We start from the raw sequence: 12,368 nt of genomic DNA, 5'->3' as shown, positions 1-12,368 counted from the left end.
CCATCGCCGGCTTCCGCCCTGCCGAGTGCCGCCGATGCCGCCACGCGCCCCGAAATCGCCGTCTGTTGCCAAGCCCACAGCCCCGGACACGTCCGATGCGGTGACGCCGACTCCGGCGCGTGCGCGCCTGACGCTCAGCGACGTGGCCGTCGAACTTGGTGTGAGCCGCGCGACGGTCTCGAACGCATTCAATCGGCCGGATCAGCTCTCAGCCAGCCTGCGCGACGAGATCCTGACCCGCTCGCGCGCGCTGGGTTATTTCGGACCGGATCCCGCAGCTCGCGCGCTTCGCCGGCAATCGCTGCGCGAGGTCGCCGTGGTCTATCACCACGGGCTGGCGTTCGCGCTCAACGATCCGCTGAGCGTGCAGTTCCTGCAGGGCGTCGGCGCTGAACTGGATGCGCGCGGCCTGAGCCTCCAGCTGATCCCGAAGCTCGGGCGCGACCTGGAGCTGTCGGCCGCCTTCCAGACCCGCGCCGACGCGCTGATCGTGCATGCCGAGATCGGCGCCGAGCTGGTTCCGGAGGTGCTGGCCGCGCGCAAGCGGCTGGTGCTGGTGGACACGCTGGTCGAGGGCGTTCCGGCCGTCGGCGTGCAAGACCGCCAGGGCGCCGCGATGGCGATGGCCCACGCACTTTCGCGCCAGCCCGACCGGCTCGTGGCCCTGTGCTTCACGCTCAACGACCAGCAGCGGGCGGACGTCTTCCGGGCCGGCCGGAAACCTCCGGCGCGCAGCGCGTCGGTCGGCGCGGAGCGTCGCACCGGGATGATCCAGGCGGCGCTGGCCGCCGGCTGGCCGGCCGGCCGCATCGACTGGATCGAGGTCGAGGACCAGCAGCCCGAACTGGCCGGCGCGCGGCTGTCCGACCTGCGCAGCTCGATGGCGCCCGGCACGCGTCTGGCCGTCGTCGCCATGACCGATCGGATGGCGCTGGCGGCCCTGGTCGAACTGGCAACCTGGAAGGAGATCGAGGTCGTCTCGGTCGTGGGTTTCGACGACGTGCCCGCAGCGGCGGCAGCCGGTCTGACCACGATCCGCCAGGACGCCCGGCGCAAGGGCGAGCTGGCGGTGCAGACCGTGCTGGACGACCTGCCATCCAGCGATCTGCCGGTCGAACTGGTGGTGCGTCGAACCTGATTCCAGACCCGCTGCGACGTGGCAAGGCTTGCCCTGCATCGTCAGGGTTTGCCTTCTGTATCGATTCAGATGACATGGGCATCATGCCGGTGTATCGCTGCCCCTGCGAGCCCGGAGCCTTGCATGTCCCCCACCGCCCACCCTCACCGTACGCATGGCGCGAGCCTGCTGCTGGCACTCGCCGGACTCATGGCGGGCAGCACCGCGACTGCGGCCGACGGTCCGATGGACCATGTGCTGAGGGGACAGGCGCGGCCAACCCATCTGGCGGGTCAGGAAAGGCCTCAGGCCTGGAACATCGCCGAGTACAGCGCCGTGCGGCTCGTCCCGGTCGAGGCCGGAGCGGGGCCGAACCAGCACCCCCAGGAACTGGCGATCGAGCGCATCGAACGCTGGCTCTCGCAGGCCAGGCTGCAAGGCGGACGCGAGCCGCTCTTCATGCGCGACGAAGTCGAGTCGGTGGCCAAGGGTCTGGCCGAGGCACTGAGGGTGGCCCGGCCCAACCAGGACGTGATCCTGCTCAGTTCGGCCCGACGATCCGGGCCGTTGACGCCGATGCTCAGCATCACGGCCCGGGTGTTCGTCGCGGACGGTGCGCTGCAGCTGCTGGTGCAGGGTGATCGGCTCAACGTCGTGACGCCCTTCCGGGCCCAGCAACTGATGCCGGCCCTGAACTTCGGTTCAAGGGCGTTGGCGTCGGGCGTCCAGCTGCAGCGCGACGGCCAGTCCGGTCGGCGCTCGGACTGGCTGGCCTGGCCGTTGGCGGACGCCGAGCCGGCACCTCGCAAGGCCGTGGCGACACCGTCCCCGCCCCCGTCGCCATCCGCGTCCGATCCCGCAGGCGAGGCCTCGCTCGAAGCCCGCCTGCGGCGCTTGAAGGCGCTGCACGAGCAGGGACTCATCAGCGACGACGACTACGCCCAGAAGCGGCGGAGCCTTCTCGACGCGCTCTGAGCGTAGGGCCCAGGCGACGTCGGGTCCGAGCCACGGATCAGGGTAAGCACGCAATCCGCCCTTCTTGACGCTGATCTGAATCGATTCAGAATCGCGCCCTGTCATCTGAATCGATTCAGATGATCTCACCACACCAACCCCTGGCGGCCAACCGCCCACCCCTCGGGCCTCGGGCCCGACCTCTGAGGAGCATGGAGATGCAGAAAAGATTTGTCCTGCTGCCGATGGCCCTGGCCATCGCGGGCGTGATGGCCTCGGCCGGCGTGCGTGCCGAAGGCATCGAATACCACGGCTACACCCGCGTCCAGGCCGGTGGCACCACCGAAGGCGGCAACCTGCAGTGCTTCCAGGGCGCCTACCCGGTGCGCTCAAAGTACCGCCTGGGCAACGAGTGCGACAACTACAGCGAGCACAGCATCGGCCTGGGCTTCGGCGACACCAACGACGTGTGGGCCAAGTACCACCTGACGCTGGCGCTCCAGGACAAGGGCAGCGAGCCGGACAACACGATCGGCGACAGCTTCAACATGCTGCATCGCGAGAACTTCTTCGAGGCCGGCGGCTTCTTCGGTCCCGGCGCGCTGGAGAACGCCAAGGTGTGGGTCGGCAAGCGGTTCTACAACCGCCACGACATCCACATGAGCGACTACTACTACTGGACCAACAACGGCGTCGGCGGCGGCATCGAGGAGATCCAGGCCGGCCCGGCCAAGCTGTCGCTGGCCTACCTGCAGAACAGCCCCAACGCGAACGGCGCCAATGACCTGAACGCCAAGCGCTATGCGCTGCGCTTCTACGACATCAGCCTGGGCGAGAAGACCAAGCTGGAAGGTGAACTGGTCGCGATCAAGGGCAGCACCGCCGGCACCACGCCGGCAGGCAGCGGCCAGGCGCTGTTCCTGAAGCTGGCGCAGGACGGCGTGCTCGGCGGCTTCAACCACATCGCGGTCGTGCTGGGCAAGGACGCCGGTGGCAACGGCTTCGAGTGGCTGCCCACTTATGCGGGCGGCGGCGTGGCGGACTCGAAGTCCTTCCGGATCCACGACCACCTGTACTTCGATTTCAAGGGCACCAACATCACCGGCATGGCCACCGCGAGCTACGCCGAGGTCAAGCCGGGCACCGGCGACAAGCAGACCTGGATCAGCTACGGGATCCGCCCGCAGTACAACTTCTCGAAGAACTTCAGCGTCGCCGCGGAAGTGGGCCGTGACCAGGGCAAGCTGGGCACCTCCAAGCCGACGATGACCAAGGTGTCGATCGCCCCGCAACTCGCGTTGGCGGCTGGCGCCTGGGCCCGTCCGGTGCTGCGCGCCTTCGTGACGCACGCGACCTGGAACGGCGACAACGGCACCGTGGCCAACGGCGTGTTCGGCAACAAGAAGGCCGGCACCTCGTTCGGTGTCCAGGCCGAAGCCTGGTGGTGATGTGACGGGCGGCATGCCCTGACGGGCGTGCCGCACCGGCCCTGCACCGGTCTGCCGGCCTTGAGCGCCGGCGGACTTCCCCCCGCCTGATCCCGCACGCCATGTCCCGCCGGCCTCGCCCGGCCCACGTCGCATGAGCCCGACCCCTTCGCGCATCGTCCGCCCGCCGTCCGACCTGAACTGGTGGCGCGGCGCGGTGATCTACCAGATCTATCCCCGCAGCTTCGCCGACGGCAACGGCGACGGCATCGGCGACCTGACCGGCATCACCGACCGGCTCCCTTACGTCGCCAGCCTCGGTGTCGACGCGGTCTGGCTGTCGCCGATCTTCCGCAGTCCGATGAAGGACTTCGGCTACGACGTCGAGGACTACCGCGACATCGACCCGATGTTCGGCACGCTGGCCGACTTCGACCGGCTGGTGGCGCATGCCCATCACCTGGGCCTGAAGGTCATCATCGACCAGGTGCTCTCGCACACGTCCGACACGCACGCGTGGTTCCAGGAAAGCCGGGGCAGCCGCGACAACCCGCGCGCCGACTGGTACGTCTGGGCCGATGCCCGGCCCGACGGCAGTCCGCCCAACAACTGGCTGAGCGTCTTCGGCGGCCCCGCGTGGCAATGGGACACGCGTCGCAAGCAGTACTACCTGCACAACTTTCTGGCCGCCCAGCCCGACCTGAACCTGCACCACCCGGACGTGCAGGGCCAGCTGATGTCGGACCTGCGCTTCTGGCTGGATCGGGGCGTCGACGGCTTCCGGCTCGACACCACCAACTACCTGTTCCACGACCGCGAACTGCGCGCCAACCCGCCGCTGGCGCGCCCCGCCGATGCGGCATTGCCGGCCAATCCGTACGACCACCAGGAACACCTGCACGACAAGAACCGGCCTGAGACGGAGATCTTCCTCGAGAGGGTGCGCCGTCTGCTGGACGGCTACGGCGCCACCAGCGTCGGCGAGGTCGGCGACGCCGAGGCGCTCGACAAGATGCTGGCCTACACCTCCGGCGGCAAGCGCCTGCACATGACCTACAGCTTCGCGCTGCTCTCGCGTGACCACAGCGTGGCCCACCTGCGCCGCCACGGCGAGCAGTTCGAGGCCGGCGCGCGCGCGCCCGGTCAGGGCGGCTGGCCTTGCTGGACCCTGGGCAACCACGACTCGACCCGGCTGCGCACGCGTTGGGACGGCGACGCGGCACCGGCCGACTTCGTCCGCCTCAAGCTGGTGGCGCTGCTGGCCCTGCGCGGCAGCGCCTGCTGGTATCAGGGTGACGAGCTGGCCCTGCCGGAAGCCGAGCTGCGCTTCGAGGACCTGCGCGACCCGCCCGGCATCGCCTTCTGGCCCGAATACAAGGGCCGCGACGGCTGTCGCACGCCCATGCCCTGGCGACACGACGCGCCACACGCCGGCTTCGGCACCGAGGCCTCGCAGCGCCCGTGGCTGCCGGTGCCCGACGCCCATCTGCCGCTGTCGGTCGACTGTCACGAGGCCGACCCGGACTCGCCGCTGCACTTCATGCGTGCCTTCCTGGGCTGGCGACGTCGCCAGCCGGCACTGCTGCGCGGCGCGATCGAGTTCATCGACACGGATGCGCCGGAGGTGCTGGCGGTGATCCGCAGCCCGGAGCCCGGAACGTCCGGCGACCGCTTCCTGCTGATCCTGAACTTCACCCGCGAGCCGGCGACCTTCGCGCACCCGGCCGTGGCCCGTTCGAGCGTCATCGCGGTTCCCGGCCTGCCCGCCGCGCAAGCCGGCCAGTCCGACGGCGCGAGCCTCGTGCTGCCGGGCTACGGCATCCATCTCGCCCTCCTCGAGGACTGACCCATGGCCCGACTCCAGTTCACCGGCCTGCGCAAGTCGTATGGCGACGCGCAGATCCTGCACGGCATCGACCTGTCCATCGAGGACGGCGAGTTCGTCGTGTTCGTCGGCCCTTCCGGCTGCGGCAAGTCGACGCTGCTGCGTTGCATCGCCGGTCTCGAGGACATCACCGCCGGCGAGCTGCGCATCGGCGATGCCATCGTCAACGAGCTGCCGCCGGCCCGCCGCAGCATCGCGATGGTGTTCCAGAGCTATGCCCTCTACCCGCACATGTCGGTGGCGAAGAACATGGCCTTCGGCCTGAAGCTGGCGGGCTACTCGAACGCCGAGATCGACGAGGCGGTCGACCGCGCCGCCGACATCCTGCAGATCCGCCACCTGCTGGCGCGTCGGCCCAAGGACCTGTCGGGCGGCCAGCGCCAGCGCGTGGCGATCGGCCGCGCGATCGTGCGCAAGCCCGGCGTGTTCCTGTTCGACGAGCCGCTGTCCAACCTCGATGCCGCCTTGCGCGTGCAGATGCGCGTCGAGCTGGCGCGGCTGCACCGCGAGCTGCGCACGACCATGGTCTACGTCACGCATGACCAGGTCGAGGCGATGACGCTGGCCAGCCGCATCGTCGTGTTCAACCAGGGCCGCATCGAGCAGGTCGGCACGCCGATGGCGCTGTACCACCAGCCGGTCAACCTGTTCGTGGCCGGCTTCATCGGCTCGCCGACGATGAACTTCATGCCCGCCACGCTGGTGTCGTCCGATGCCGGGCTGGCCCGTGTGTCCCTGGCCGACGGCACCGGCATCGACGTGCAGGCAGACGCCGCCGGCCTGAGCCCGGGCACGCCCCTGACGCTGGGCGTGCGGCCCGAGCACGTGGTCGCCGTGGCCGAACCGGCCGGCAACACGCTGCAAGGCCAGGTACAGGCCGCCGAACACCTGGGCGACACGACCTACCTCTACCTGCAGACACCCGGGCGCGACACCAGCTTCGTCGCCCGCACCGACCCGGACAACCCGCTGGCCGTCGGTGAACTGGCCAACCTGGTGCTGCCACCGCAGCGCTGCTACCTGTTCGACGCCGAGGGCCGCACGCTGGCCCGCCGCACCTGATCCGCAAGACCCCACCCGGCCCTGTCCGGCCCAACCGCGAGGAGACATCCGATGAACGCACCGCAGACGACGCACCGCCGCCCCTTCCTGCTCCATGCCCTGGGCGCCGCCCTGGTGGGCGCCACGCTGTGCCAGCCGGCCGTCGCCGCCGAGCCCGGCAAGCTGCTGATCTGGTTCACCACCGACGGCACCAAGGCGCTGCAGCAGGTCGCCGACGAGTTCACGAAGAAGACCGGCGTGCCGGTGGTGGTCGAGGCACCGGAAGACGGCCCGGGCAAGTTCCAGCAGGCGGCAGCCGCCGGCAAGGGCCCGGACATCTGGATCTGGGCCCACGACCGCATCGGCGAGTGGATCGCCGGCGGCCTGATCGTGCCGGTCACGCTGGGCAAGGCGATTGCCGCGGACATCGATCCGCTGGCGATGAAGGCCTTCACGATCGGCGGCAAGACCTGGGGCTACCCGTACGCGATCGAGGCCGTCTCGCTGGTCTACAACAAGGCCCTGGTGAAGACGCCGCCCAAGACGTTCGAGGAGGTCATGGCGCTGGACAAGCAGCTCTCGGCCGGCGGCAAGAAGGCCATCCTCTGGGACTACACCAACACCTACTTCACATGGCCGCTGATCGCCGCCAATGGCGGTTACGCCTTCAAGCAGCGCGCCGACGGCACCTATGACGGCAGCGACACCGGCGTCAACAACGAGGGCGCGCTCAAGGGCGTCGAGCTGCTCAACAAGCTGCTGCGCGAGCACTACATGCCCGAGGGCAGCGGCTATGCGGAGATGGAAGGCGCGATGGCCCAGGGCAAGGTCGCGATGATGATCAACGGCCCGTGGTCATGGGACAACCTGCGCAAGGCCAAGATCGACTTCGGCGTCGCGAAGATCCCGGCAGTGGCCGGCAAGAAGGCCGCGCCCTTCGTGGGCGTCAAGGGCGTGATGATCAACAAGGCCTCGCCCAACAAGGACCTGGCGGTCGAGTTCATCGAGAACCACATGCTCAGCCTCAAGGGCCTGAAGACCCTCAACGCGGCCGAGCCGATCGGCGCGCCGGCCAGCAAGAGCTTCTACAACGAGCTGAAGAACGATCCCAACATCGTGGCGACGATGGCCTCGGCGCAGGATGGCGCGCCGATGCCCAACAACCCCGAGATGGGTCGCTTCTGGTCGGCCATGGTCTCGGCGCTGGGCAACGTGATGGAGGCACGCCAGAGTCCGAAGGAAGCGATGGACGGCGCGGCCAAGCGCATCCAGGGCAAGTGAGCCGCCGAGCCCCGACCGGACGCCCGCGATGAACACCCCGCACCCGCTGCGCCGGCATGCCGGCCACGCCCTGGCCGTCGTGCTGGCGCTGGCCGCGCTCTACCTGGTCACGGTGGTCTACGCCTTCGGCGAGCCGCTGCTGGCCGGCACGCTGCTGCTGATCAGCGCGCTGGCGCTGTGGACCTACACGTCCGCACGGACGATGGCGCTGCGCTACCTGTTTCCCGGCATCGCGGCTGCGGCGGTGTTCGTCGTCTTCCCGATGGTCTACACGGTCAGCATCGGCTTCACCAACTTCAGCTCGACCAACCTGCTGGACCACGACCGGGCCCGCCAGTACCTGCTCGACGAGACCTTCCAGGCGCCCGGCGGCAACCACGCCTTCACGCTGCATGCCCAGGACGGCACGCACCGGCTGCGGCTGGTCGACCAGGAGGACGAGTCGCGCGTCTACCTCAGCCCGCCGCTGGCGCTCGATGGCGTGATGCCGGGCCAGCCGGTCGCGCTCACGGCGGTCAAGGCGGGCGACCGTTCGCTCGCCGACCCGTTGCCGCTGAAGGACGTCATCGCACGGCAGACCGCGCTCAAGGCGCTGACGCTGCGCACGCCCGATGGCATCGGGCTGCGCATGGCCTCGCTGCGCACCTTCGCGCCGGTCCAGCCGCTGTACGAGGCCCGGGCCGATGGCAGCCTGCTCAACCGCGACACCGGCGCGGTGCTGCGGCCCGACTTCGACATCGGCTTCTACGTCGATGCGGCCGGCACGCGCATCCAGCCGGGCTTCAAGGTCGGTGTTGGACTGGCCCACTACGAACGCATCTTCACCGACCGCAAGTTCAGCGAGCCCTTCCTGCGGATCTTCGGCTGGACGCTGGCGTTCTCGGGCCTGACGGTTCTGTTCGCGAGTTCGCTGGGGCTGCTGCTGGCGGTGCTGCTGAACTGGGACAGCCTGCGCTTCAAGGGCGTCTACCGGATGCTGCTGTTCCTGCCGTACGCCGTGCCGGGCTTCATCTCGATCCTGATCTTCAAGGGCCTGTTCAACCAGAACCTCGGCGAGATCAACCTGATCCTCGACGGCCTGTTCGGCATCAAGCCGGCCTGGACCTCGGACCCGCTGCTGGCCAAGGCGATGCTGCTGATCGTCAACACCTGGCTGGGCTTCCCCTACATGATGGTGGTCTGCATGGGGCTGATCAAGTCGATCCCGGCCGACCTCTACGAGGCCTCGGCGGTGGCCGGCGCCGGCCCGCTGACGAACTTCTTCGGCATCACGCTGCCGCTGATCCTCAAGCCGCTGACGCCGCTGCTGATCTCGTCGTTCGCCTTCAACTTCAACAACTTCGTGCTGATCACGCTGTTGACCGGCGGCCGGCCCGACTTCCTCGACACCCAGGTGCCTGCGGGCACGACCGACATCCTGGTGTCCTACACCTTCCGGATCGCCTTCCAGGACTCGGGCCAGCAGTTCGGCCTGGCCTCCGCGATCTCGACGGTGATCTTCCTGATCGTCGCGGCCATCACCCTGGTGCAGATGCGGTTCACGCGCATCGCGGCCCAGGACAGCCGCTGAGCCGCCAAGCCGTCACCCGTCCGCTGATCAGCACGCCGGAGCAAGCCCCCATGGCCATCGTCCTCGACAAGTCGCAGCGCTGGCGCGTCGTCGCCGCGCATGTCTTCCTGATCGCGCTGTGCGCGCTGGTGATCTTCCCGTTCCTGGTGGTGCTGTCGGTGTCGTTCCGGCCCGGCAACTTCGCCACCGGAAGCCTGATCCCGGAGGCCATCAGCCTCGACCACTGGCGCTACGCCTTCGGCCTGCCCTACCTGGGCCGTGACGGCGTGATGGTCGAACCCGAGCTGCCGGTGCTGCGCTGGCTGTGGAACTCGGTCAAGGTCGCGACGCTGTCGGCGCTGGTCACGCTGCTGTTCTCGACCACCGGTGCCTACGCGCTGGCGCGCATGAAGTTCCGCGGCCGCACGCAGCTGCTCAGCGGCCTGATGCTGATGCAGATGTTCCCGGCGGTGCTGGCGCTGGCGGCGATCTACGCGATCTTCGACCGCATCGGCAGCGTCTTCCCGGCCCTCGGCGTGGACACCCACTGGGCCCTGCTGCTGGCCTATTCGGGTGGCATCGCGATGCACGTGTGGACCATCAAGGGCTACTACGACACGATTCCCTACGAGGTCGAGGAAGCCGCCCGGGTCGATGGTGCGACGCCGTGGCAGGCCTTCCGGCTGGTGCTGCTGCCGATGGCGCTGCCCATCCTGGTGGTCGTCTTCCTGCTGGCCTTCATCGGCGTGCTGATCGAGTACCCGGTCGCCTCGGTGCTGCTGCATCGCGAGGAGATGCTCACGCTGGCGGTGGGCACCAAGATGTTCGTGGCCGAACACAACTTCAAGTGGGGCGACTTCGCGGCCGTAGCGATCCTGTCCGGCCTGCCGATCACGGTGGTCTTCATGCTGGCCCAGAAATGGATGATTGCCGGCCTGACCGCTGGCGGCATCAAGGGCTGAGCAAGCGAGACCGCACCCAGGACTTCCGACTGGCTCATTCGATGAGCCACCCATCCCCAGCGCAACCCAGGAGACTCCCATGCGCCTGATCCGCACCGCCCGCCTGCTCGGCTCTCTCGTCATCGGCCTGGCCAGCCTCACGGCCCAGGCCGCACCGCCCGAAGGCAAGGTCGTCATCCACTACAGCCGCTGCGACAACGCCTACGACGGCTGGGGCGTGCACCTGTGGAAGAACCCCGGCATCCCGCTGCCGGGCATCGAGTGGCAGAACCCGATGCTGCCGACCGGCAAGAGCGACTTCGGCGTGTTCTGGCAGGCCGACCTGGCCGAGTTCGGCAAGTCCGCCACCGTCAACTACATCATCCACAAGGGCGACACGAAGGAGCAGGGCGGACGCGACATGAAGTTCGACGGCAACACGACCCGCGAGATCTGGGTGCTGGGCGGCGACCGCAAGATCTACAGCTCGCTGGAAGACGCGCAGAAGGCGCGCGCCGAGAAGCCCTGCTCCTGAGCCCGGAAGTCGCCGCCATGCCCGCATCCAGCCATCCGGTGTCGCGCCTGCTGGCGGCCATCACACTCGTGCTGATGAACCTCACGCCGCTGCAGGCCGCCGAGCCGGTCATCGACACCACGCCGGTGCCCATGGCCGATCCCGGCAGCCGGCTGGATGCGCACTGGCGCGACGGACCGTTCATGCAGGTCTTCGTGCGCAGCTACCAGGACAGCGACGGCGACGGCATCGGCGACCTGCGCGGGCTGACGCGGCGGCTCGATCACCTGCAGTCGCTGGGCGTGCGCGGCCTGTGGCTGATGCCCATCCAGCCGAGCCAGGACGGCGACCACGGCTACGCGGTCAAGGACTACCGCGCCATCGAGCCCGACTACGGCACGCTGGCCGACTTCGACGAGCTGCTGCGGCAGGCCCATGCACGCGGCATCGGCGTCATCATCGACTACGTCATCAACCACAGCGCCGCCGACCACCCGCTGTTCCGCGCCGCCGAGGCCTCGCCCGCCAGCCCGTGGCGTGACTGGTATGTCTGGTCCGACCGCAAGCCGGCGGGCTGGCAGATCTACGGCAACGACCCCTGGTACGAGACCGACCACGGCCACTACTTCGCCGGCTTCTGGAGCGAGATGCCGGACTTCAACCTGAAGAACCCGGCGGTCGTCGCCTGGCACCACGACAACCTGCGCTGGTGGCTCAACCGGGGCGTCGACGGCTTCCGCTTCGACGCCGTCGGCAACCTGGTCGAGAACGGCCCGCTGGCCTGGGAGAGCCAGCCCGAGAGCGTCGCGCTGATGGCCGACGTGGCTGCGCTGGTGCATCGCTACGAACGTCGTTACCTGGTCTGCGAGGCGCCGGGCGATCCGGTGGCCTACGCCCGGGCCTGCGGCGCGGCATTCGCCTTCGGCCACAACAACCGGCTGGTCAGCGCGGCGATGGGCAGCCCGACGCCGCTCGAACACGTCGCCGGCTACTTCGAGCGCATGCCCGCCGGCATGGCCACCTTTGCCAGCAACCACGACAGCTTCGCCGGCCAGCGCCTGATGGACCGCGTGCGCGGCGACGAGGCGGCCTATCGGCTGGTCGCGGCGACCTACCTGCTGCAGCCGGGCACGCCCTTCATCTACTACGGCGAGGAGATCGGCATGGCCGGCGGCGCCGGCCTGAAGGGCGACCCGAAGCTGCGCGCCACCATGAGCTGGGACGCCAGCGCGCACGGCGGGTTCAGCACCGTCACGCCCTATCGCGCCGCGCCCACGAACGCAGCCACGCACCACGTCACCGCCCAGCAGGACGACGCGAGCTCGCTGCTGTCGCATTACCGCGCGCTGATCGCCCTGCGCAACAGCCGGCCGTCGCTGCGTCAAGGGGCCTACGAAGCGGCCCGCACGGACGGCTGGCTGATGACTTTCCAGCGCACCGCACCGGTCGCCGACGGCGTCGAACGAACGCTGGTGGTCTACAACTTCGGCACCCGCAAGCGGCGCGACCGGATCGAGGCATTGCCGCCCGGCGCGACGCTGCGACCGCTGTGGCGCGGCCAGCCGCCGGGCAACCGCCAGGTCGATCGCCGCGGGCGCGTCCAGCTCGACCTGGCGCCGCAGTCGCTGCAGGTCTGGTCGGTCGAGGCGGGGCGCTGAC

At 69.0% G+C, this 12,368-nt stretch carries 10 protein-coding genes; all 10 read left to right on the top strand.

All coding sequences use genetic code 11. The annotated features are described in order from the left end of the window. Positions 1-100 precede the first annotated feature (100 nt). The 10 genes from ACWA7K_RS18825 to ACWA7K_RS18780 all read left to right on the top strand — a co-directional run bounded on the left by ACWA7K_RS18825 (position 101) and on the right by ACWA7K_RS18780 (position 12,367). A complete protein-coding gene (locus ACWA7K_RS18825) occupies positions 101-1,138 on the top strand; it encodes a LacI family DNA-binding transcriptional regulator (protein WP_456163190.1) in 1,038 nt (345 codons plus the stop codon). A 123-nt stretch (positions 1,139-1,261) separates the two neighbouring features. Further along, a complete protein-coding gene (locus tag ACWA7K_RS18820) occupies positions 1,262-2,092 on the top strand; it encodes an SHOCT domain-containing protein (protein WP_456163188.1) in 831 nt (276 codons plus the stop codon). A 197-nt stretch (positions 2,093-2,289) separates the two neighbouring features. Further along, positions 2,290-3,519 carry a carbohydrate porin gene (locus ACWA7K_RS18815; RefSeq protein ID WP_456163186.1) on the top strand — a complete coding sequence of 410 codons (1,230 nt, stop codon included), beginning with the start codon at positions 2,290-2,292 and terminating at the stop codon, positions 3,517-3,519. A gap of 133 nt (positions 3,520-3,652) precedes the next feature. Next, positions 3,653-5,344: an alpha-glucosidase gene (locus ACWA7K_RS18810; protein WP_456163184.1), complete on the top strand. Its 1,692-nt coding sequence runs from the start codon at positions 3,653-3,655 to the stop codon at positions 5,342-5,344. Between the two features lie 3 nt (positions 5,345-5,347). Beyond that, a complete protein-coding gene (locus tag ACWA7K_RS18805; protein ID WP_456163182.1) occupies positions 5,348-6,445 on the top strand; it encodes an ABC transporter ATP-binding protein in 1,098 nt (365 codons plus the stop codon). A 51-nt stretch (positions 6,446-6,496) separates the two neighbouring features. Then, a complete protein-coding gene (gene malE, locus ACWA7K_RS18800; RefSeq protein WP_456163180.1) occupies positions 6,497-7,705 on the top strand; it encodes a maltose/maltodextrin ABC transporter substrate-binding protein MalE in 1,209 nt (402 codons plus the stop codon). Between the two features lie 28 nt (positions 7,706-7,733). Further along, positions 7,734-9,275, top strand: a complete 1,542-nt coding sequence (gene malF, locus ACWA7K_RS18795; protein ID WP_456163178.1) for a maltose ABC transporter permease MalF — start codon at positions 7,734-7,736, stop codon at positions 9,273-9,275. A gap of 50 nt (positions 9,276-9,325) precedes the next feature. After that, positions 9,326-10,216, top strand: coding sequence for a maltose ABC transporter permease MalG (gene malG, locus ACWA7K_RS18790; protein ID WP_456163176.1), 891 nt, complete (start codon positions 9,326-9,328; stop codon positions 10,214-10,216). 79 nt (positions 10,217-10,295) lie between these two features. Beyond that, positions 10,296-10,730: a pullulanase-associated domain-containing protein gene (locus ACWA7K_RS18785; RefSeq protein WP_456163174.1), complete on the top strand. Its 435-nt coding sequence runs from the start codon at positions 10,296-10,298 to the stop codon at positions 10,728-10,730. Positions 10,731-10,747: 17 nt separating this feature from the next. After that, on the top strand, positions 10,748-12,367 hold the full coding sequence (locus tag ACWA7K_RS18780) for an alpha-amylase family glycosyl hydrolase (protein WP_456163172.1): 1,620 nt from the start codon (positions 10,748-10,750) through the stop codon (positions 12,365-12,367). Position 12,368: the final 1 nt, after the last annotated feature.

The sequence above is a fragment of the Leptothrix mechoopdaensis (SeqCode) genome, assembly GCF_053893855.1.
Note: the sequence above shows the minus strand (reverse complement) of the source record. Positions and strands in the feature narration are given on the sequence as shown.